General features: G+C 54.1%; 18 protein-coding genes and 2 tRNA genes. 8 read left to right on the forward strand and 12 right to left on the reverse strand.

All coding sequences use genetic code 11. The annotated features are described in order from the left end of the window. The first annotated feature begins 121 nt into the window (after nt 1-121). Genes AC2T28_RS04495 through AC2T28_RS04505 form a run of 3 tightly spaced genes read left to right on the forward strand, consistent with a single transcriptional unit; the run spans nt 122 to nt 4,238 of the window. Nucleotides 122-1,108: a glycosyltransferase family 2 protein gene (locus tag AC2T28_RS04495; protein ID WP_486748019.1), complete on the forward strand. Its 987-nt coding sequence runs from the start codon at nt 122-124 to the stop codon at nt 1,106-1,108. Then, nucleotides 1,105-2,805, forward strand: a complete 1,701-nt coding sequence (locus AC2T28_RS04500) for a DUF5927 domain-containing protein (RefSeq protein WP_486747747.1) — start codon at nt 1,105-1,107, stop codon at nt 2,803-2,805. The genes AC2T28_RS04495 and AC2T28_RS04500 overlap by 4 nt, the downstream gene beginning before the upstream one ends. A 5-nt stretch (nt 2,806-2,810) precedes the next feature. Beyond that, nucleotides 2,811-4,238: a sulfotransferase family 2 domain-containing protein gene (locus AC2T28_RS04505; protein ID WP_486747748.1), complete on the forward strand. Its 1,428-nt coding sequence runs from the start codon at nt 2,811-2,813 to the stop codon at nt 4,236-4,238. Nucleotides 4,239-4,305: 67 nt separating this feature from the next. Here the strand turns inward: AC2T28_RS04505 and AC2T28_RS04510 are convergent, their stop codons facing one another. From AC2T28_RS04510 to AC2T28_RS04560, 11 genes are all read right to left on the reverse strand, one after another. Then, nucleotides 4,306-4,770 carry a PTS sugar transporter subunit IIA gene (locus tag AC2T28_RS04510; RefSeq protein ID WP_486747749.1) on the reverse strand — a complete coding sequence of 155 codons (465 nt, stop codon included), beginning with the start codon at nt 4,768-4,770 and terminating at the stop codon, nt 4,306-4,308. A 50-nt stretch (nt 4,771-4,820) separates the two neighbouring features. Beyond that, a complete protein-coding gene (hpf, locus tag AC2T28_RS04515) occupies nt 4,821-5,384 on the reverse strand; it encodes a ribosome hibernation-promoting factor, HPF/YfiA family (protein WP_486747750.1) in 564 nt (187 codons plus the stop codon). 275 nt (nt 5,385-5,659) lie between these two features. Then, on the reverse strand, nt 5,660-6,418 hold the full coding sequence (lptB, locus tag AC2T28_RS04520) for an LPS export ABC transporter ATP-binding protein (protein ID WP_486747751.1): 759 nt from the start codon (nt 6,416-6,418) through the stop codon (nt 5,660-5,662). Beyond that, nucleotides 6,418-6,912 (reverse strand): LptA/OstA family protein, encoded by a 495-nt coding sequence (locus AC2T28_RS04525; protein WP_486747752.1) that lies wholly within the window; start codon nt 6,910-6,912, stop codon nt 6,418-6,420. Before AC2T28_RS04525 ends, lptB begins: the two co-directional genes overlap by 1 nt. 3 nt (nt 6,913-6,915) lie before the next feature. After that, a complete protein-coding gene (lptC, locus tag AC2T28_RS04530) occupies nt 6,916-7,515 on the reverse strand; it encodes an LPS export ABC transporter periplasmic protein LptC (RefSeq protein ID WP_486747753.1) in 600 nt (199 codons plus the stop codon). 18 nt (nt 7,516-7,533) lie between these two features. Next, on the reverse strand, nt 7,534-8,502 hold the full coding sequence (locus tag AC2T28_RS04535; protein WP_486747754.1) for a KpsF/GutQ family sugar-phosphate isomerase: 969 nt from the start codon (nt 8,500-8,502) through the stop codon (nt 7,534-7,536). Further along, a complete protein-coding gene (locus AC2T28_RS04540) occupies nt 8,499-9,113 on the reverse strand; it encodes a ribonuclease D (RefSeq protein WP_486747755.1) in 615 nt (204 codons plus the stop codon). Before AC2T28_RS04540 ends, AC2T28_RS04535 begins: the two co-directional genes overlap by 4 nt. 138 nt (nt 9,114-9,251) lie before the next feature. Beyond that, the gene (locus AC2T28_RS04545; protein ID WP_486747756.1) at nt 9,252-10,751 is read right to left on the reverse strand and encodes an alanine/glycine:cation symporter family protein; all 1,500 of its coding nucleotides are present in this window, start codon (nt 10,749-10,751) and stop codon (nt 9,252-9,254) included. A gap of 51 nt (nt 10,752-10,802) precedes the next feature. Continuing rightward, nucleotides 10,803-11,240 (reverse strand): universal stress protein, encoded by a 438-nt coding sequence (locus AC2T28_RS04550; RefSeq protein ID WP_486747757.1) that lies wholly within the window; start codon nt 11,238-11,240, stop codon nt 10,803-10,805. 168 nt (nt 11,241-11,408) lie between these two features. Continuing rightward, nucleotides 11,409-11,495 (reverse strand) — tRNA-Leu (locus AC2T28_RS04555). 153 nt (nt 11,496-11,648) lie between these two features. After that, nucleotides 11,649-11,735: transfer RNA gene (locus AC2T28_RS04560), tRNA-Leu, on the reverse strand. A gap of 213 nt (nt 11,736-11,948) precedes the next feature. On the opposite strand from AC2T28_RS04560, the gene AC2T28_RS04565 reads away from it, so the two are divergent. Further along, the gene (locus AC2T28_RS04565) at nt 11,949-12,938 is read left to right on the forward strand and encodes a complex I NDUFA9 subunit family protein (RefSeq protein WP_486747758.1); all 990 of its coding nucleotides are present in this window, start codon (nt 11,949-11,951) and stop codon (nt 12,936-12,938) included. Between the two features lie 60 nt (nt 12,939-12,998). On the opposite strand, the gene AC2T28_RS04570 is transcribed toward AC2T28_RS04565, so the two are convergent. Continuing rightward, complete coding sequence (locus tag AC2T28_RS04570) at nt 12,999-13,802, reverse strand: undecaprenyl-diphosphate phosphatase (protein WP_486747759.1); 804 nt, start codon at nt 13,800-13,802, stop codon at nt 12,999-13,001. Between the two features lie 241 nt (nt 13,803-14,043). On the opposite strand from AC2T28_RS04570, the gene AC2T28_RS04575 reads away from it, so the two are divergent. Genes AC2T28_RS04575 through gltB form a run of 4 tightly spaced genes read left to right on the forward strand, consistent with a single transcriptional unit; the run spans nt 14,044 to nt 21,354 of the window. After that, a complete protein-coding gene (locus AC2T28_RS04575) occupies nt 14,044-15,483 on the forward strand; it encodes an NAD(P)-dependent oxidoreductase (RefSeq protein ID WP_486747760.1) in 1,440 nt (479 codons plus the stop codon). Between the two features lie 42 nt (nt 15,484-15,525). Beyond that, nucleotides 15,526-16,404 carry a hypothetical protein gene (locus AC2T28_RS04580; protein ID WP_486747761.1) on the forward strand — a complete coding sequence of 293 codons (879 nt, stop codon included), beginning with the start codon at nt 15,526-15,528 and terminating at the stop codon, nt 16,402-16,404. After that, on the forward strand, nt 16,397-16,822 hold the full coding sequence (locus AC2T28_RS04585; protein ID WP_486747762.1) for a GFA family protein: 426 nt from the start codon (nt 16,397-16,399) through the stop codon (nt 16,820-16,822). Before AC2T28_RS04580 ends, AC2T28_RS04585 begins: the two co-directional genes overlap by 8 nt. Further along, complete coding sequence (gene gltB / locus AC2T28_RS04590; protein ID WP_486747763.1) at nt 16,819-21,354, forward strand: glutamate synthase large subunit; 4,536 nt, start codon at nt 16,819-16,821, stop codon at nt 21,352-21,354. Before AC2T28_RS04585 ends, gltB begins: the two co-directional genes overlap by 4 nt. Nucleotides 21,355-21,375: the final 21 nt, after the last annotated feature.

Consider the following 21,375-nt stretch of genomic DNA (forward strand, 5'->3'; position numbering starts at 1 on the left):
TCCATTGATTCCAGAAAGACATACGTGACATAATACCAAGAAACACTGGGTCGGGATGATCCGATGGGGTTCCCCCGAGTTGTGGATGGATTAAACATTGAGCCTTTGGGATTCTTATCGGATGCGAGTGCGGCGTAAGCGGCGCATTTTGCGTGCGCTGCGCAAATCTGACGAATTGCGCGCAGTTCAAAACAACACCAAGAAAATTCTACCTGCGGACATCTTGCTGGTAACGACGGTTCGAAATGAAAAAATCCGACTGCCGTATTTTTTGAACTACTACCGGAACCTGGGCGTCAATCATTTCCTAATCGTGGACAATGAGAGCTCTGATGGCACGGAAGAGTATCTGCGCGGCCAAGAAGATGTCTCGCTTTGGCACACCACGGCGAGTTACAAACGCGCCACTTTTGGTGTCGACTGGATGAACTACCTAAAGCGCAAATACGCGCATGGGCATTGGGTGCTGGTGGTCGATCCGGACGAATTCTTTATCTACCCCTTCTGCGATACCCGGCCTATCCGGGCACTTACCGATTGGCTGGACAATTCGGCAATCCGCAGTTTTGCCGCCATGCTGGTTGATGTTTACCCCAAAGGGCGCGTTGATGAGGTGCCTTATAAATCGGGGCAAAACCCGCTCGAAATTGCGCCGTGGTTCGACAGCGGAAACTACTCGGTCAAAAAGAACCCAACTTATGGCAATCTGTGGATCCAAGGTGGCCCTCGACGCCGGGTGTTCTTTGCAGATGAGCCGAAAAAAGCACCGGCGTTGAATAAGATCCCACTGGTGAAATGGGATCGCCGTTACGCCTTTGTCAGTTCAACCCATACGCTGCTGCCACGCGGATTAAACCAGGTATACGAGACTGACGGCGGTGAAAAAGCCAGTGGTGCGTTGCTGCATACTAAGTTTCTCGACACCTTTACAGCTAAGGCAGCCGAGGAAATGACGCGTAAGCAACACTATGCCGGATCTGCCGAATACAAGGCATATGCAAATACACTGCAGGGGCAGCCGGACCTGTGGTGCCAGTGGAGCGAGAAGTATATCAACTGGAGGCAACTTGAGATTCTAGGATTGATGTCCAAGGGAAACTGGGCATGAGCACCGTCGGAATTGTCATGTTGGTGCATACGGCACTGGATCGCGCCGAACAGGTGGTGCGCCATTGGACTGCGGGCGGGTGCCCCGTGGTGCTACACGTGGATGGCAACGTTTCAGCCAGAGCATATCAGGCCTTTTCCAGATCTCTGGCAGATGATCCGCTGGTACGGTTTTCACGGCGCCATCGGTGTGAGTGGGGCACTTGGGGTATCGTAGCAGCTTCCCAAAGTGCCTCGGAGTTAATGCTGGCAGAGTTTGCCGGGGTGCACCATGTGTACCTGACGTCGGGGTCATGCCTCCCGTTGCGCCCGGTTCAAGAGTTGATCGATTATCTCGCGGCGCGCCCGCGGACAGACTTTATCGAAAGTGCAACCACAGCAGATGTGCCGTGGACGGTTGGTGGTCTGGATTCTGAACGGTTTACTCTACGGTTTCCATTCTCATGGAAAAAGCACCGCCAGCTTTTTGACAGCTATGTTGTGCTGCAACGTAAGCTCAGAATGAAGCGTCGAATTCCAACCGGGTTGGTCCCTCATATGGGCAGCCAGTGGTGGTGCCTGACGCGCCAAACCTTGTCAGCCATCTTGCAAGACCCAGAACGGGCTGCGTATGACCGATATTTTCGCAAGGTATGGATCCCAGACGAAAGTTATTACCAGACATTGGTTCGGCAATATTCGGGTAACATAGAAAGCCGATCGTTGACCTTGTCTAAGTTCGACTTTCAGGGCAAACCGCATATCTTTTACGACGACCACTTGCAGCTGTTGCGGCGGTCGGACTGCTTTGTCGCACGCAAAATTTGGCCACATGCCGAACGTTTGTACCAGGCCTTCCTGACTGACCAGGCCGGGGCGATGAAAAAAACAGAGCCCAACCCGGGCAAGATTGACCGGATCTTTGCCAAAGCTGTTGAGCGGCGAACACGAGGGCGCGCCGGGTTGTACATGCAAAGCCGAATGCCACGACATGGCGCGGAAAATGGGATTACTTCAAATCCATACTCCGTGTTTCAGGGGTTCACTGAGCTGTTCGAGGATTTTGAATCTTGGCTTGGGCAGGCAACTGGCTCTCGAGTTCACGGGCATTTGTTTTCACCCGAACGGGCCGAGTTCGCTGACGGTCAAAGTCTGATTAACGGAGCCCTAAGCGACAATGCCAAAACCCGCGACTACAATGCCGAGAGTTTTCTAACCAACCTGATATGGAATACCCGCGGGGAACGACAGTGTTTTCAGTTTGGCCCGGATGACAATCAGGATGTTAATTGGCTGGTCGCACGCGACCCCAATGCACAGGTGTCGATTATTTCTGGAGCTTGGGCAGTACCGTTGTTCAAGTCCAACCGAAATTTCGCTGATTTACGAAAAGAAGCTGCTCGGTTGCAGCGTATCGAGAGTGAGCATTTAAAGATACTACGCTCACAATATACCAAGGCGCGCGTACGTATTTGGACAATGGCCGAGTTCATCGAAGCTCCGATGGAACCAATTCAGACCATTGTTGATGAAATTGGCATGTCGCATCATCGAAGATTGAGCGAGGCTCCGACAATGGTTGACCTTGGTGGTTTTGGTCAATTTTTGCAAAACCTCAAGAATCAGGGAATGCACCCTTATTTGATGGGAGATTTCCCTGTGGAGCAAGGACCCGTAAATATGCCAAAACCACCGCGTAAACCCTATTTAGTGCGATGATCTCCATGACTGACCAATTTGATTATTTTATTGTTTTTGCTGAAATGAGAACGGGTTCCAATTTCCTCGAAGTTAACTTGAACACTTTCGAAGGGTTGGAGTGTCACGGTGAGGCGTTTAATCCGCATTTTCTTGGTTATCCTGATAAAAGCGAAATTTTGGGAGTTTCGCAGGTAGATCGCGATGAAAACCCAGCTAGGTTGATCAATGAAATCAAGGCACAGCCTGGAAAATTGGCGGGCTTTCGCTACTTCCATGATCACGATCCGCGGGTGCTGGATATCGCACTAGAAGATCCGAGATGTGCTAAAATTATCCTAACGCGAAATCCGTTGGACAGTTATGTATCCTGGAAGATTGCTCAAGCAACAGGACAGTGGAAGCTAACCAATGTTGCGCGACGCAAAGACGCTCAGGCTGTTTTTGATGGCGCCGAATTTTCACGCCATATAGAAGCGCTGCAAGATTTCCAAGTGTTGCTGCTTAATCGATTGCAGAAAAGCGGGCAGACTCCGTTTTATGTCGCTTATGAAGACCTGCAAAGTGTTGATGTAATGAATGGCTTAGCACGCTGGCTGGGAATATCTGAACAGCTAGAAGCACTGGATCGAAGTTTGAAAAGGCAAAATCCGGCACCGATTACAGCAAAAGTTGCCAATGTGGAGGACATGACCGCAGCATTGTCGGTGATGGATCGGTTTAATCTGACGCGAACTCCAAATTTTGAACCACGTCGGGGGCCATCGGTGCCTGGCTATGTTGCAGGTGTCGTAACGCCACTGTTGTATATGCCAATCAAGGGCGGGCCCGAGCCCGAAGTAACAAACTGGCTGGCCAATTTAGACCGGGTTACAGCTGATGGTTTGCTTGGGGACATGAACCAAAAAAAACTACGGTTATGGCGACGTGGAAACCCGGGACATCGAAGTTTTACCGTTCTACGTCACCCGGTGGCTCGGGCCCATTCTGTGTTTTGTGAGAACATTCTTGCCGCCGGACCAGAGAAATACAGCAAAATACGCGAAACGCTGCGCAAACGCTTCAAGCTGCCTGTTCCTAAGGATGGTCCAGACGAGCAGTACTCGCTCGCTGATCACCGGGCGGCGTTTGAGGCGTTTTTGAATTTTCTAAAGATGAACCTGGCCGGGCAGACGGCAATTCGTGTGGATGCAGCATGGGCCAGTCAATCACAGGTGCTATCGGGCTTTGCCGAGCTGGGATCACCAGATTTTATCTTCCGTGAAGATGAATTGGCCGAGGAGTTGCCGTTGCTGGCACGCCGCGTTGGACGGATGGAGCCCGATCAGATGCCTGCTGTAGCGCCGGATATCCCCTATGCGCTCGAAGAAATCTATGATGCTGATCTCGAAGTAAAAGTCGCCAAGATTTATCAGCGAGATTACTTGATGTTTGGCTTTGGGCCCTGGCGGTAAACACTAGCTTTGAACACCTGATACGCAGAGGGGGCATCTCAGGTGACGCTGAAGGCAAGGCGACGGATCAGGCGGCTTGAACCGACTGATTCTCAGTGAGGATCGTGTAGAGCGTAGCCGCATCTGGGTTAGAACGCAGTTTCGTGCAGAAACTCTGTTCACGCAGTGTACGTGAGACAAGCGCCAACGCCTTGAGATGTTCGACCCCGGCATCTTCGGGGGCGAACAAGGAAAAGGCGATATCCACTGGCTGGCGGTCAACGGCGCCAAAATCGAGCGGTTTTTCAAGGATTACGAAAACTCCGATAACCTCTTCGACGCCGCTGATTCGTGCATGTGGCAACGCAACACCGTGCCCAACGCCCGTCGGGCCAAGGCTTTCTCGGTCAAGCAACGCCTCAACAGTTGGCTGGCTTTGCAGATCGTAGGCTGATTGCGCCACGTCTGCTATTTCCTGAAACAACCGTTTCTTGCTTGAGACGGAGCCGATAACCCGCACCGCCTCTGGCTTGAGGATGTTGGAAACTTGCATTGCCTGTGCTCCGCTTGGGTGCCCCTAAAACGCACCTAGGGTCATTGTTTTTACGGATCGATCCAGCCGATGTTGCCGTCGTCCCGCCGATAGACCACATTTAGCCCATCTTTTCCTTCTTTGCGGAAGATCAGCACCGGGGCACCGGCCAATTCCATCTGCATCACCGCTTCACCAACAGAAAGCGAGGGGATCTTGGTCTCCAGCTCCGCCACGATGATAGGTTGCAGCGAAGACGGTTCGTCCTCGGTATGTGCATCTTCCGAAGCGAGGATATAAGAGTTGGCAGCAGAAAGTTCAACCGGCTCGCTGCGGTCACGGTGATGGTCCTTAAGACGGCGTTTGTAGCGGCGTAACTGCGTCTCCATTTTCTCGCAGCAGCTATCAAACGCGCCATAAATCTCGGTTGAATGCGCCTTAGCCTGGGCGGTTAGCCCGGTCGAAAGATGCACGGTGGTTTCGCACACATATTCATGCGCCGAACGGGAAAAGACGACTGTGGCATCGGTCGGGCGCTGAGCGTATTTCGCCACCGCCTCGCCCAGTTCGGTCTGCACGTGAGTCTGCAGGGCCGAGCCAATGTCGATCTGTTTTCCGCTGATTTGGTAACGCATGTGATCTCCTTCACGTATGGACATCCAAAGCTCCAGCCGGACCGGGTCCGGCAGGTTTAATCAGCTCAGGATGGGGGGAATAGGCGGGGCGGTTGATTGCAATCGACCGGACCTTGTAACCAAGGTCAGATCCCTAACTGCATCAAATTGTGCCATTGCCATGAGACAATTCGATGCCAAGACCGAGGGAGAGTCAATGGCTAACCTGATAAATACCCGACCAAAAGCAGTGGCTTTCGGCATGAACTGGCCGATCCCGGACTGCGAGAATTGGATTAGGATATGCGGAAATTGTCACCCAGATAGACGCGGCGAACGTTTTCATTTTCGACGACTTCTTCGGGGGTGCCCGACATCAGCACCTGTCCATCATGCAGGATATAAGCACGATCAACAATTTCCAGCGTTTCTCGCACGTTGTGGTCGGTAATCAAAACACCAATACCGCGCTTTTTCAGATCTGAAACCAAGTGGCGAATATCACCCACAGAAATCGGGTCAACGCCAGCAAAGGGTTCATCCAACAGCAGATATTTGGGGTCGGCTGCCAAACAGCGGGCAATTTCTACGCGGCGACGCTCACCGCCAGAGAGGGCAAGAGCAGGCGCGCGGCGCAGATGCTCGATGGAAAAGTCCGACAGTAGTTCTTCAAGGCGTTCACGCCGCTTGTGAGCATGGCGAACAGCAATGTCGAGCACCGCCGAAATGTTGTCTTCAACTGAAAGCCCGCGGAAGATCGACATTTCCTGTGGTAGATAACCAATACCCATTCGTGCGCGCCGGTACATTGGCAGCGTGGTGACGTTCTGCCCGTCAATTGTAACCGACCCGGCTTCGGGGAAGACCAGCCCAGCGATGGCATAAAAGCTTGTCGTCTTACCCGAGCCATTTGGGCCAAGGAGGGCAACAACTTCGCCGCGCTCCAAGGTCATTGAAACGTCTCGTATGACCACCTTCTTGCGATAGGACTTGCGCAGCTTGTCAATCCGAAGGCCCGAGGTGCCCGCGGTCACGGTGAGCTTGGGTTTGGCCATTAGTTGCCGCCGTCCGGATTGAGAATGGTTTTGACCCGACCCGACATCTGTGCGGTGCCAGAATTCAGATTTACCACCATCTGGCTAGACGCAAGCGTGCTGTTGCCTTGGCTAAGGAGCACGTTGCCCTTCATCACGATGGTGCCGCTGTCGATGGTATATTCTGCGCTATCGGATTCAGCCGCGTCTGGGCCATTGACCAATATGACATTGCCAATGGCCTCCAGCCGTTCGATGCCTGCTTGCTCGGGTTTGTAGACCACCAGAACCTTGTCCGCAGACAGACGCATAATCCCCTGAATCACCAGAACATTACCCAGGAATTGGGCTGAACCGTCATTTTGGTCTATTTCAAGTGAGTCGGACGTGACTTCAACCGGCAGTGATGGGTCGGCCTTGATCGCACCAAATGCAACCGAAGCGGATTGTGCCGAAGCAAAGCCCGAGATCAGGGCTAACGGCAGGCAGAAGATCAAGGCGCGAAAATATGACACAAGCTATCTCTCTGATTTTTTAGGATCGTATACCAGTTTTACCCGGTTATTGAATAGCATATGCAATGGACCACCCTGAGTTTTTGTTTTCAGTTGCATTGTGCCAGCGTCAAGAGAGCCAATCGGACCTGTTGCATGTACCGGGCCGGGGCTATTGGCAGACACACCACTAAGCGTTGCGTTCAACTGATCTGTTGTCACCAGCAGCCCGTCTGCCGATGTGATCTCAACATTGCCAGAAAAACTTGCAATATCCTTATCAAGATAGACCTGGCCACTGTCCGAGCTCAATGTCAGCTGACCTCCGTCGGCCATTCGGATCACCGCTTGCAAGTCCGTCGCGACTGCTGGCGAGGTTGGACCGCCGGGGCGTGCAATGCTGGCGGTTACCATGATTTCGTCACCCTGGGGTGTTGTTCCCGAAAAGAAGGGCGCGGTGATTTGCTGGCCGCGCATCCGTTCTTCGATATCACGTTCGGCGAATGGAATGGTGGCCTCGGTGTCTATGCCTCGGGAAATCAAAAATACCGTGGACAATAGCGCAAGTGCTGCCAGTGGCAGCAACACTTTGAGAAAAGCCACCATGCGGGAGTAGCGGTCCATCGCTCTGGTCCCCGTTCCTTAACCCAAGCCAGCGCGCAGGCAGTCGTGGATATGCAGCAGGCCCTCGGCTTTTTGCCCGTTGTCTGGATCAACAACAAACAAACAAGTGATCTTGCGCTGGTTCATAATGGCAACGGCCTCTTCAGCGAGAGAGTTGGGGGAAATTGTGGTTGGGGCAGGGGTCATGACATCAGAGGCAGCTAAATCGAGAAGCCCATCCATGTGCCGCCGTAAATCACCATCAGTTATGATGCCATGCAAACGGTTGCCGGAATCTACAACGCCCGCCACGCCGAACCCCTTTTGACTGATTTCGATCAGCACGTCGGGCATCGCCGTTTCTTCGGTGATAACTGGGAGCGCATCCCCCTCGTGCATCAGATCGCGCACTTTGCTGAGCTGCGCGCCAAGTTTACCGCCGGGATGAAAGTCACGGAAGTTCTCGGGGCGGAAGTCGCGATGCTTCATGATGGCAATGGCCAGGGCATCACCCATTGCCAATGTCAGCGTGGTTGAGTTCGATGGCACGATGCCATAGCCACAGGCCTCGCCCATGGCTGGGATCTGCAACTGCACATCCGCTTGGGTCATCAAAGTGCTGTTAGGCTTGCTAGACAAGCCGATCAGCGGAATGTCGAAGCGGCGGGTAAACGCCAGCAGGTTGGCCAATTCCGGCGCTTCACCGGAGTTGGAGATTGCCAGCACGACATCCCCCTTGGACAACATGCCCAGATCGCCATGGCTGGCCTCGGCGGGATGCACAAAATATGCCGGTGTCCCGGTGCTGGCCAAAGTGGCGGCAATCTTGTGGCCGATGTGGCCGGATTTACCGATGCCGCTGATGATAATCCGGCCGGTGGCAGACAGGATCAGCTGGGCAGCTTGGGCAAAGCGCTCATCAAAACTATCGGCAAGGGCCTCAAGGGCACGCGCTTCATCAAGGGCGACCTGGCGGGCGGTGGCGAGGAATTTTTCAGCGTCGGTCATGAGTGTGCAAAGATATCGGTTTCGGGCCAGCCAGCCAAATCAAGCTTGGCGCGCATTGGCAGAAAGTCAAAACATGCCTGGGCCATTTCGATGCGACCCTCGCGCTCTAGTCGTTTGTTCAGCTCTTCGCGCAGGCGGTGCAGGTACAAAACATCCGAGGCGGCATAATCCAGTTGCGCCTTGGTCAACTCGGGTGCGCCCCAGTCGCTCATCTGCTGTTGTTTCGAAATATCTACACCGATCAACTCTTGCGTCAGGTTTTTCAGCCCGTGACGGTCGGTATAGGTGCGGATCAGGCGACTGGCGATTTTGGTGCAGTAGACCGGAGCAGTCAGCGCACCAAAAGCATTGTACATCGCGGCGATGTCGAAGCGGCCAAAGTGGAACAGTTTCAGGATATTAGGATCCTCAAGCATTTTGCATAGGTTGGGCGCCTCGGTCTGGCCAATGGCAACCTGAACGATATGTGCATCGCCATCACCGCCCGACATTTGAATGACGCACAGGCGGTCACGATGCGGGTTCAAACCCATTGTCTCGCAATCGATGGCGACAATCGGGCCAAGGTCAAGCCCGTCGGGAAGGTCGTTCTGGTATAGGTGATTGGCCACTGAATGCAGTCCTGATCATGATTTTCAACTGATGCAGGAGATAGGCCTTTTGCCGCGTCAACTCAATGGGGAGGAGGGCATAGTCGGGATTTGAGTGCCCCAGCGCCGAAGCGGCGCCGGGGTGGTGTTTAATACCAGTTAGGCAAACTTGCGAATTTCGCCAGTATCCAGTTTGGCTTTGTAAGCTTCCATTTCGGCTTTCACGATTGGTGCCAGGAAGTACAGGCCCAAGATGTTTGGTACACAGATCAAGAAGACCAGCGCATCAGAGATATCCAGGATTGGACCAAGCTGAACGATACAGCCCAGAGCAACAAAGGCACAGAAGATGACTTTGTAGATGGTCTGACCAACCTGGCCTTCGCCAAACAAGTAGGTCCAGCCTTTAAGCCCGTAGTACGACCACGAGATCATGGTCGAGAAGGCAAACAGCAGTGCAGCAACGGCCAGCGGAATTGGGAACCAGCTCATGTGGCGCTCAAACGCAGCAGAAGTCATTGCCACACCTGTTGCATCGCCCGCAAAGTTGGGATCAGCCACCATGCTGGTGCCAATGACCAGAGCAGTGATGGTACAGATGACGATAGTATCGATGAAGGGTTCCAGCAGCGATACATAGCCCTCGGTTACTGGCTCGTTTGTACGAACAGCGGCGTGCGCGATTGATGCTGAACCAATCCCTGCTTCGTTCGAGAAAACAGCCCGCTGGAAACCAATGATCAACGCACCAAGTGCACCACCTGCGACGCCTTCGCCAGTGAACGCACCGGTAAAGATGTTGCTGATTGCCATTGGAAGGGAGGTGAAGTTCAGCAGGATCACGATAATCGCAAAGAAGCAGTAGAAGATGGCCATGAATGGAACCACCTTTTCAGTGACGCGAGCGATCGATTTGATACCGCCGATAATCACTGAGAATACTACGCCTGCCAAAATCAGACCAACCAGCCATCCGTAACCGTCTAGCGCGCCGCCAGCCACAGTGTTCAGCTGTACATAGGCCTGGTTTGACTGGAACATATTGCCGATGCCCAGTGCGCCGATAAAGATACCAACAGCGTAAAAGGTGCCCATGAACTTACCAAAGCCAGCCATGCCGCGATCTTCGAACCCGCGGCGCAGATAGTACATTGGACCACCCGAAACCGACCCGTCCGGGTTTTCGTTCCGGTATTTCACACCCAGCGTACATTCCACAAACTTGGTGGACATACCCAGGAAGCCGGCAACGATCAGCCAGAAGGTTGCGCCAGCACCCCCAATGGTCACCGCAACGGCAACGCCACCGATGTTACCAATCCCAACGGTGCCGGAAACGGCTGTTGCCAGCGCTTGGAAGTGAGAGACCTCACCCGAGCTTTTAGGGTCAGCATAGTCGCCGCGCACCAGTTCAATGGCATGCTTAAAGCCGCGCAGGTTGATGAAGCCCATGTAAACGGTAAAGAACACCGCGCCGACAACCAGCCAAAGAACAACAAGTGGCAGCTGCGCTCCGGCAACGGGGATTTTGAAGAAGACGACCGTGCCAACAAATTTGGCAATCGGGGCGGTGAATGCGTTGATCGATTCGTCAATTCCTGCCTGTGCCGTGGTGGCAAAGGCGAGGGTTGCCAGAAGGGCAATAATAATTCGGTTCATCCCGAACTCCTCGAATTTCGATAAAAGTTGTATTCCGTGAGTTGATTAAACTTATGGAACAACCATAACGGGTACCGGCGCGGTTTGAATTAGATTGCCCGCGACGGACCCGAATATTAGCGATTTCAATCCAGATTGGCCGCGTCTGCCAATTACAATCTGGGCAGCGCTTTTCTCTTTGGCGACCTCGATCAGAGTTTCTGATGGGTTGCCGTGACGAACGACACTTTCCACTTCTACGCCGCCTTCGCTCAGATAGCTGAGCGCCGGACCGACCACGGAATCGTGGGCTTTGGCAATTTCACTTTCGCGGCGAGAGTGCCGTTCCGCGTTTTCTTCTGGAGTATTAAAGGAATAAGGTGACCATTCGATCACATAGGCAACCACCACTTTGGCGCCAGCCAATTCAGCCCGCCGCCGAACGTGGTTCAGTGCGCGCTTAGACCCGTCACTGCCGTCGATTGCGAGTAATATTACGTTTTCAGACATATATAACTTCTCCCTGTCAGAGGTCGATGGGGAAGCATGGGGTAATCAAGGTGAGAATTATCGGTCCAGATTTATCTAAAAATCAGTCCAGTTATTCAACTTATTGAAATGTAATGGAATTAAGTATTGCTAATTTACTTTTTAGTAACGCAACTTTGGGGTGTAAAATGGTGCCCAGAAGAGGACTCGAACCTCCACGACCTTGCGGTCACTGGCACCTGAAGCCAGCGCGTCTACCAATTCCGCCATCTGGGCACGGGGTAGTGGGGGGCGTATAGGCCGAGTTATCGGGGGCGTCAAACGGAAAATTCTGGCGAATTTTTGCTTGCTTTACCAAGCGGAAAACCGGCGTCAACGACAGCAATTATGCGCTGATTGAGCGGCTGTCTGGATCTGGTCGGGGTAAAATGGTGCCCAGAAGAGGACTCGAACCTCCACGACCTTGCGGTCACTGGCACCTGAAGCCAGCGCGTCTACCAATTCCGCCATCTGGGCACGGGGTAGTGAAGCGGCGTATAGGCGGAGTCGGAAGGGGCGTCAAACGGATTTTTGAACTTTTCCTGTCCTGCTTTGACCGAAGAAGATAGGATTTTAGAGGGTGAGTTATCGAGAGGTGAGTTATTGCCAGCGGTTGTCCGTGTTTTGAGCCTTGTTTGCAGGGCCGTGGGGCGGTAGATCGGGTCAACAGCGAAAGTTAGGAGTCCAAAGATGTCCAAACTGGTCACGATCTATGGCGGATCTGGTTTTGTCGGCCGCTATATTGCGCGCCGTATGGCCAAAGAGGGCTGGCGGGTACGAGTCGCAGTGCGGCGCCCCAATGAGGCCATGCATGTAAAGCCATATGGTGTTCCGGGTCAGGTCGAGCCGGTATTTTGCAATATCCGCGATGATGCCTCGGTGGCGTCGGTGATGCAGGGCTCGGATGCGGTTGTGAACTGCGTTGGAGTTCTAAACGAGCTGGGTAAAAACACCTTTGATGCCATCCATGCCGAAGGTGCTGGCCGTATTGCGCGTATTGCAGCGGAGCACGGTGTGGACCGCATGGTGCATGTTTCTTCAATCGGTGCGAATGCGGATGCGCTCAGCGCCTATGGTCGCAGCAAAGCGGCAGGTGAAGCAGCTGTGCTGCAGCACATGCCTGATGCGATGATTCTGAGGCCCTCGGTTATTTTTGGGGCTGAAGACAACTTCCTGAACAAATTTGCAGGCATGACCCGGTTTGGCCCAGTGTTGCCAATTGTCGGAGGTAAAACTCAGTTTCAGCCGGTGTTTGTGGATGATGTCGCCAAGGCTGCCGTTAAGGGGCTGCTTGGCCAGGCGCCTGGCGGTGTTTATGAACTTGGCGGACCGGAAGTGAAAAGCTTTGCCGAGCTTATGGATGACATGCTGGCGGTTATTCACCGTCGACGTTTGGTCATTTCTCTACCGGGGTTTGCTGCATGGTTGGTGGCGTTTGGTTTCGACATGATGCAGACCGTCAGCTTCCAGCTGATATCAAACGGTGTGTTGACCCGTGATCAGTTGCTGAGTTTGAAAAGCGACAGCGTAGTTTCGGCTGGGGCCAAAGGATTTGCAGAATTGGGATTGCAGGCTGTGACCCTAGAGTCGGTAATGCCGGATTATCTGTGGAAATTCCGTCCGGCTGGTCAGTACGACGCCATAACGGGATCTGCACGCAATTTGCGTCACGACAGCTGATCATCAAAACAGTAGCGGTGCGTGCAAGCACGCACCCTACACTGGCTGAGATGTTGAGACTCAGCTGTAGGCGATACCGAGAAGCACAACGCCAAGAATGACCCGATAAATTACGTAGGGTGTAAAGCTGACGCTGCGCAGCAATCGCATCATCAGACTTAGCGCGCCCAGTGCCGACAGCATGGACAACAGTGCCACAATGCTGGCGTCGCGAAAGACTGCGCTATTTGCTTCGATCACCAAGTCGCTTCCCAAAAGAACTCCGGATGCAATGATCACTGGGATTGACATCAGCATCGATATGCGCGCGCCGTCTGTGCGGTTGTAGCCCAGCTGTCGCGCCCCGGTGATGGTGATTCCCGAGCGCGAGGTGCCGGGGATGAGGGCTAGCATTTGCCACAACCCCATGATCAGGGCGTCTCGGGCACCCCAGTTGCTGGTGTCTTTGTGTGTGAGGCCTTTTTGGTCTGCTATATATAGGACAATCCCGAAGCCCAGCATTGTCCAGCCGATGACCGTGATTGAACGCAGGGCATCACTGAGACCGGTAAAGTGCAGTATGGCGCCAAAAATCACAGTTGGGATGGTGGCAATGATAAGCCCCAAAGTCAGTTTTGCACCTGGCGTGTCGATACGACCGGTCATTAGGCGTGGTAGGCCCAGTAGCCCAATGCGCACATCGCTCCAGAAGTATATCACCACGGCTGTTAAAGTGCCGATGTGGGCTGCAACATCAATGACTTGCCCCTGATCGTCCAGGCCTGTCAGGCTGGGTAATAGGATAAGGTGACCAGACGAAGAGATCGGCAGAAATTCCGTGATGCCTTGGATTAGCGCAACGAGAATCAGTTGAAAAAGGGGCATGAATACCGGGCATCCTATGGGTCGGAAAGAAGTCGGTGTATTTTCCACATGTCTATAAGTGCTACGTACCAAATGAAAGTCTCGCATTTCGGTCCGAATCGGACCTAAAAGCGCTGTACATTTTTGCGATATCGAGTATCAGACGGTAAGAGTTGATTTTTAAGGTCAACAATACTGACATAAAATCTGCCGGACTTTGAAAATCAAAGATCGCAGCCAGCCAAACGAGGGAGTCTGACCCGTGGCCAAGCAACCGATGCTCAAGTTCGTACAAGTCGAGCGTGATATGCCTGAAAAACGTGCCGCCGAGGTGCGTTCGGAGGATTTCGACGAAATCTATGCGGAATTTGCGGCGGCAAAGGCTGAAGAACAGGCCAGCCGTTGTAGCCAGTGTGGCGTGCCATATTGCCAAAGCCACTGCCCATTGCACAATAACATCCCTGATTGGCTACACTTGACCGCCACTGGCCGTCTGGAAGAGGCCTATCAGACCAGTCAGGCGACCAACACTTTCCCGGAAATCTGTGGTCGCATCTGTCCGCAGGACCGTCTGTGCGAAGGCAACTGTGTGATCGAACAGTCGGGGCATGGCACCGTCACGATTGGTACCGTCGAGAAATACATCACAGATACCGCCTGGGACAAAGGTTGGGTTAAACCCACGTCGCCTTCTGTTGAACGCTCTGAAAGCGTTGGTATCATTGGCGCCGGGCCTGGTGGTTTGGCTGCGGCGGATATGCTGCGCCAGGCTGGAATACAGGTAACAGTATATGACCGCTCAGATCGCGCTGGTGGCTTGCTGATGTATGGCATTCCCGGCTTCAAGCTGGAAAAAGACGTGGTTCAGCGCCGCAATGATCTGCTGGCTGATGGCGGTGTGAAGTTTGAACTGAACTGCGCAATTGGCGAAGACATCTCGTTCGAAGACCTGCGCGCCAAACATGACGCCGTGATTATCGCGACGGGCGTTTACAAATCTCGCGATCTGGCAATGCCTGGTAGCGGCTCAACCGGCATCGAAAAGGCCATCGACTTCCTGACTGTATCGAACAAGAAAAGCTTTGGTGACGATGTCGCCGAATTCACCAGTGGCCAGATGAATGCCAGCGGCAAGCGCGTTATTGTTATCGGTGGTGGCGACACCGCGATGGACTGTGTGCGCACCTCGATCCGTCAGGGTGCCACTTCGGTTAAGTGCCTGTATCGCCGCGATCGTGCCAATATGCCCGGTTCGCAGCGTGAAACACAAAACGCCGAGGAAGAAGGTGTAGTGTTTGAATGGCTGTCCGCGCCCAAAGGTTTCGCTGACGAGGGCGGCAAAGTCACTGGTGTGATGGTACAGAAAATGCGCTTGGGCCAACCAGATGCTTCGGGTCGCCAGGCACCAGAAGTGATCGAAGGTGCCGATTATGTCGAAGAGGCTGATCTGGTGATCAAAGCGCTGGGTTTTGAACCGGAAGACCTGCCAACCCTATGGAACCAGCCCGAATTGCCTGTGACTCGCTGGGGCACAGTCAAGGCTGCGTTCACCACAGGCGCGACTGATCTGGATGGCGTCTATGCTGTAGGTGACATCGTGCGTGGTGCATCGCTGGTGGTCTGGGCCATCAAAGACGGGCGCGACTGCGCCGAGGCTATCTTGGAAAAATTCAACCATTCGGTGGTCGTCGCTGCTGAGTAAGTGCTGCTAAGAGCGTCCACCACCTGTTGCGGTGATCAATAAATGAATAATACTGCAGATATCCCACTGCCAGAGCATGAGCTATGGAGCAACGACGATTTGATCGCGGCGTATCAACCGGGTACAAACGACGTTTTGGTTGTATGCTTTTTGTCGTTTCCCGAAGACAAACCCGAGGAGCAGGTCCGCGCACGCCCAGTGCCTCGAACTTCAGTTGCTCGTGGCGATGGGAACAACGTACTGTATTTGACCGACATGACTTGGACTTGGTTTTGTCATCAGGATATCCGATCACGATCAGCAGAGTTTATCCGACGTGCAGCAGGGATGTCCGTGGCCAAAACAACAATTGGTTATGGAAACTCAGCTGGCGGCACGGCAGCAATTGTTTTGAACGAAGATGTCAAATTTTCGTCCATTCTTGCGATATCACCTCAAATTGATTTGCGTAGGGCTTTTCGCAGTTTTGACATTCGTTGGAATGATTGGCTGATTGGGCCTGTCCGAGACTTTGACTTTCCTGATTTGTCGGCAAGTTTCGCGCAAGACGGTAAGATAATCCTGATGCACGGGTTGCGAGGGCCGGATTCAGCCCATGCAGCATTGACTCCCCGTGGCAGGAATACTCAACACTATTTGTTTCCGGATGCCCGCCACGACTTGCTGTATCAGCTCAGAGAAGAGCAGCGGTTGTCCAGATTGCTTAACAGTATGTCCGTAGGAGACTGGAAACAGGTGAACGACATCGCCGTCGAGGCAGGAGGTTTGTTGCAGGGAAAATTGGATTACCAGGCACAGAACTTTGACTGGCAACCAATGGAGCCGATGGACCCCAGACAACGACGCAGAATGAAAGAGCTGCATAAGAAACGGATTCAGACTTGGAAGAACTTGGGAAAGGGAGCAATACAGGATGAGTAACTTGAAAGGCCAATGTATGTGCGGCGCGGTGACCATCACTGCAAATCGTGCTGATCCGGTCGTTCGGGCCTGCCATTGCGATATGTGTCGCCGCTGGACCAGCAGCATGTACATGTCAGTTCCCACCGAACCCGGGTCAATTGCCGTTGCAGGCCCGGCCAAGACCTATCGGTCATCCGACTGGGCTGAACGTGGCTTCTGCGAAACCTGTGGATCTGCCCTTTGGTACGCCACCGTACATGACGATCACAAAAGCTTGGCAGCGGGACTGTTTGAAAACGCTGCAAATAACACCATGGCGCTGGAGTTTTTCAGCGACCTGAAACCGGAGGGCTATGCCCTGTCCGGAGACCATAAACGGCTGACAACGGCAGAAACCATTGCCCTGTTTGCACCCGACGAAGGAGAAGACAAATGACTAAGTATGATGCCGATTGGGTGCGCGCCGAAGAAGCCAAACGCCAGTATATGGCCGAAAATGGCCTTTATTCTGAAGCCGAAGAACACTCGTCTTGCGGGGTTGGTCTTGTTGTTTCCATCGATGGCAAGAAAAGCCGTAAAGTGGTTGAAGCCGGTATCGATGCTCTCAAGGCGATTTGGCACCGTGGCGCAGTAGATGCCGATGGCAAAACCGGTGATGGCGCCGGTATCCACGTTGAAATCCCGGTTCCGTTCTTTCACGACCAGATCAAACGTACCGGTCACGAACCTCGCAAAGATCAGCTGATTGCGGTTGGCCAGGTCTTCTTGCCGCGTACCGATTTTGGGGCGCAGGAAACCTGCCGGACTATCGTTGAATCCGAAGTCCTGCGCATGGGCTATTACATCTATGGCTGGCGTCATGTGCCGGTGGATGTGACCTGTCTGGGCGAAAAGGCAAACGCGACCCGTCCAGAAATCGAACAGATCCTGATTTCAAACTCTAAGGGTGTGGATGAAGATACATTCGAGCGTGAGCTCTATGTGATCCGTCGCCGGATCGAAAAGGCTGCCATCGCTGCAAACGTATCTGAACTGTACATCGCGTCGCTGTCCTGCCGGTCGATCATCTACAAAGGCATGATGCTGGCTGAGCAGGTTGCCGTGTTCTACCCCGATCTGATGGACGAGCGGTTTGAATCCGGTTTTGCTCTGTATCACCAGCGTTATTCCACCAACACCTTCCCGCAGTGGTGGCTGGCGCAACCGTTCCGCATGTTGGCCCACAACGGTGAGATCAACACGCTTAAGGGCAACCTGAACTGGATGAAGAGCCATGAGATTCGCATGGCCAGTTCGTTCTTTGGCGACATGGCTGAAGACATCAAACCCATCGTACCGGGCGGAGCTTCCGACTCTGCTGCGCTGGATGGCGTATTCGAAGTTCTGGTTCGCGCTGGGCGTACTGCACCAATGGCAAAAACCATGCTGGTGCCAGAAAGCTGGTCCAAGCAGGCGGTCGAGCTGCCACAGCCCTGGGTCGACATGTATTCCTACTGCAACTCGGTGATGGAACCATGGGATGGCCCGGCTGCTCTGGCGATGACCGATGGTCGCTGGGTTTGCGCTGGTCTCGACCGTAATGGCCTGCGCCCAATGCGTTATGTCGTCACTGGTGATGGCCTGCTGATCGCTGGCTCCGAAGCTGGGATGGTGCCGATTGATGAGGCCAACGTGGTCGAAAAGGGTGCGCTTGGCCCGGGCCAGATGATTGCCGTCGACATGAAAGAGGGAAAGCTGTTCCACGACACCGAAATCAAAGATCAGCTGGCAGCCGCACGTCCATTTGGGGAATGGGTTGGCAAGATCATCAACCTGGAATCCACTCTGGCCGAAGCTGAAGAAAAGCCGATGTTCACCGGTGACGAGCTGCGCAGGCGTCAGGTTGCGGCAGGCTATACCACTGAAGAGCTGGAACAGATCCTGTCTCCGATGGCTGAGGACGGCAAAGAAACTCTGGCTTCGATGGGGGATGACACCCCGTCAGCGGTTCTGTCCAAGATGTACCGCCCGCTCAGCCACTTCTTCCGTCAGAACTTCTCGCAGGTCACCAACCCGCCAATCGATTCCCTGCGCGAATTCCGGGTGATGAGCCTGAAAACACGGTTCGGTAACCTCAAGAACGTGTTGGAAGAAAGCAGCAGCCAGACCGAGATCATCGTTCTGGAAAGCCCCTTTGTCGGTAACGCCCAGTGGGACAAGCTGACCTCTGAGTTCAACGCCTCTCTGGCTGAAATCGACTGTAGCTTTGAACCCGGAGAAGGCGCGCTGAGCGCTGCATTGGCGCGGGTTCGCTCCGAAGCCGAAGACGCAGTTCGTTCAGGCGCCGGCCACCTGGTGCTGACAGATCAGCACTCGGGTGAAGATCGCGTTGCGATGCCGATGATTCTAGCAACCAGCGCCGTGCACTCGCACCTGACCCGCAAGGGCCTGCGGACTTTCTGCTCGCTGAACGTGCGCGCGGCCGAATGTATCGATCCGCACTACTTTGCCGTGCTGATTGGCTGTGGTGCCACCGTGGTCAACGCCTATCTGGCCGAGGATTCGCTGGCAGACCGTGTTGAGCGTGGACTGCTGGATGGCACTCTGACCGAAAACGTGACCCGCTACCGAGAAGCAATCGATCAAGGCCTGCTGAAAATCATGGCCAAAATGGGGATCTCGGTGATTTCCTCGTACCGTGGTGGTCTGAACTTCGAAGCAGTCGGCCTGTCGCGGGCCATGTGCGCCGAGTTCTTCCCTGGGATGACCAGCCGAATTTCTGGTATTGGTGTCACCGGTATCCAGACCAAAGTTGAACAGGTTCACGCCAAGGGTTGGAAAAACGGCCAGGACATTCTGCCAATTGGCGGCTTCTACAAGGCGCGCAAATCGGGCGAAACCCACGCCTGGGAAGCCACATCGATGCACATGTTGCAAATGGCCTGTAACCGCGCTTCGTTTGAGCTGTGGAAGCAGTACTCTGCCAAAATGCAGAGCAATCCACCAATCCATCTGCGCGACCTGCTCGACTTCAAAGCGTTGGCTAAGCCTGTGCCGATTGAAGAGGTGGAAAGCATCACCTCGATCCGCAAACGTTTTGTGACACCTGGCATGTCGCTGGGAGCGCTGTCACCTGAGGCACACAAGTCCTTGAACGTTGCCATGAACCGCATCGGTGCCAAGTCCGACTCGGGCGAGGGTGGTGAAGATCCGGCGCATTTTGTGCCTGAACCAAACGGCGACAATCCATCTGCGAAAATCAAACAGGTGGCCTCAGGTCGGTTTGGTGTGACCGCTGAATACCTGAACCAGTGTGAAGAGCTGGAAATCAAGGTTGCCCAGGGTGCGAAACCGGGTGAGGGTGGCCAGCTGCCTGGTATGAAGGTCACTGACCTGATTGCCCGTCTGCGTCACTCGACCAAAGGCGTTACCCTGATTTCACCTCCGCCACACCACGATATCTATTCGATCGAGGATCTGGCGCAGCTGATCTATGATCTCAAGCAGATCAATCCACGCTGTAAGGTGACCGTGAAGCTGGTGGCCTCATCAGGTGTTGGCACCATCGCCGCAGGTGTGGCCAAGGCCAAGGCCGACGTGATCCTGATCTCGGGTCACAACGGCGGCACCGGTGCATCGCCTGCGACCTCGATCAAATATGCTGGTCTGCCGTGGGAGATGGGCCTGACCGAAGCGCACCAAGTGCTGAGCATGAACAACCTGCGTGAGCGGGTGACGCTGCGCACCGATGGTGGTTTGCGTACGGGGCGCGATATCGTCATGGCCGCAATGCTGGGCGCCGAAGAATACGGCATCGGTACCGCCGCTCTGATCGCCATGGGCTGCATCATGGTGCGTCAGTGTCAGAGCAACACCTGCCCGGTTGGTGTTTGTACACAGGACGAAAAGCTACGGGCCAAGTTTGTGGACAACGCCGCCGATAAGGTCGTGAACCTGATCACCTTCTATGCACAGGAAGTTCGTGAACTGCTGGCCTCGATCGGCGCACGCAGCATGGATGACGTTATCGGTCGCGCGGATCTTCTGGCGCAGGTCAGCCGTGGTTCGGCCCATCTGGATGACCTGGATCTGAACCCGTTGTTGATCACCGTCGATGGGTCTGCTGACATCGTCTACAACCGTGACAAGGACCGCAACGTAGTGCCGGATACGCTGGATGTAGAGATCGTCCGCGATGCCGCCCGTTTCCTGGAAGACGGTGAAAAGATGCAGCTGTCGTATGCAGTGCAAAACACGCACCGCTCGGTGGGCACACGCACTTCTAGCCACATCGTTCGCAACTTTGGCATGCGCAACTCGTTCCAGTCCGATCATCTGACAGTGAAACTGCAGGGATCTGCGGGTCAGTCACTGGGTGCATTTGCGGCACCCGGTCTGAAACTGGAAGTGTCCGGCGATGCCAACGACTATGTGGGTAAGGGCCTGTCTGGTGGTACAATCGTCGTGCGTCCTCCGCAGGTTAGCCCACTGACCGCATCCAAGAACACCATCATCGGCAATACCGTTCTATACGGTGCAACTGATGGCTACCTGTTCGCCGCTGGCCGCGCGGGTGAGCGGTTCGCAGTGCGTAACTCGGGTGCCACCGTGGTGATCGAAGGCTGTGGTGCCTGTGGTTGTGAATACATGACCGGCGGTGTTGCAGTGATCCTTGGATCCATCGGTGCCAACTTTGGCGCAGGTATGACAGGTGGCATGGCTTATCTGTACGACCCCGAAGGCAAGGCTGACACCATGATGAACATGGAAACGCTGGTGACCAACCCGGTTACAGTTGCCCATTGGGAAAACCAGCTAAAGGGCCTGATCGAGCGCCATCTGGAGGAAACCGGCAGCCGCAATGCCGCGGATATTCTCCAGCACTGGGACAGCGAAAAGGCCAACTTTGTTCAGGTCTGCCCGATTGAGATGCTGGTACACATTCCGCACCCGCTGTCGCTCGAAGACACTGCCGTTCCAGCTGAGTAATCGAGCTCTTTTACGAACCAA

It is taken from the genome of Parasedimentitalea nitratireducens, from assembly GCF_057444295.1.

Coding starts and splice junctions, on each gene's coding strand:
- AC2T28_RS04580 (WP_486747761.1), top strand. CDS start 15,526: ATGAATAATACTGCAGATATCCCACTGCCAGAGCATGAGCTATGGAGC.
- AC2T28_RS04565 (WP_486747758.1), top strand. CDS start 11,949: ATGTCCAAACTGGTCACGATCTATGGCGGATCTGGTTTTGTCGGCCGC.
- AC2T28_RS04545 (WP_486747756.1), bottom strand. CDS start 10,751: ATGAACCGAATTATTATTGCCCTTCTGGCAACCCTCGCCTTTGCCACC.
- AC2T28_RS04550 (WP_486747757.1), bottom strand. CDS start 11,240: ATGTCTGAAAACGTAATATTACTCGCAATCGACGGCAGTGACGGGTCT.
- lptC (WP_486747753.1), bottom strand. CDS start 7,515: ATGGACCGCTACTCCCGCATGGTGGCTTTTCTCAAAGTGTTGCTGCCA.
- AC2T28_RS04500 (WP_486747747.1), top strand. CDS start 1,105: ATGAGCACCGTCGGAATTGTCATGTTGGTGCATACGGCACTGGATCGC.
- hpf (WP_486747750.1), bottom strand. CDS start 5,384: ATGCGTTACCAAATCAGCGGAAAACAGATCGACATTGGCTCGGCCCTG.
- AC2T28_RS04535 (WP_486747754.1), bottom strand. CDS start 8,502: ATGACCGACGCTGAAAAATTCCTCGCCACCGCCCGCCAGGTCGCCCTT.
- AC2T28_RS04495 (WP_486748019.1), top strand. CDS start 122: ATGCGAGTGCGGCGTAAGCGGCGCATTTTGCGTGCGCTGCGCAAATCT.
- AC2T28_RS04510 (WP_486747749.1), bottom strand. CDS start 4,770: ATGCAAGTTTCCAACATCCTCAAGCCAGAGGCGGTGCGGGTTATCGGC.
- gltB (WP_486747763.1), top strand. CDS start 16,819: ATGACTAAGTATGATGCCGATTGGGTGCGCGCCGAAGAAGCCAAACGC.
- AC2T28_RS04505 (WP_486747748.1), top strand. CDS start 2,811: ATGACTGACCAATTTGATTATTTTATTGTTTTTGCTGAAATGAGAACG.
- lptB (WP_486747751.1), bottom strand. CDS start 6,418: ATGGCCAAACCCAAGCTCACCGTGACCGCGGGCACCTCGGGCCTTCGG.
- AC2T28_RS04585 (WP_486747762.1), top strand. CDS start 16,397: ATGAGTAACTTGAAAGGCCAATGTATGTGCGGCGCGGTGACCATCACT.
- AC2T28_RS04570 (WP_486747759.1), bottom strand. CDS start 13,802: ATGCCCCTTTTTCAACTGATTCTCGTTGCGCTAATCCAAGGCATCACG.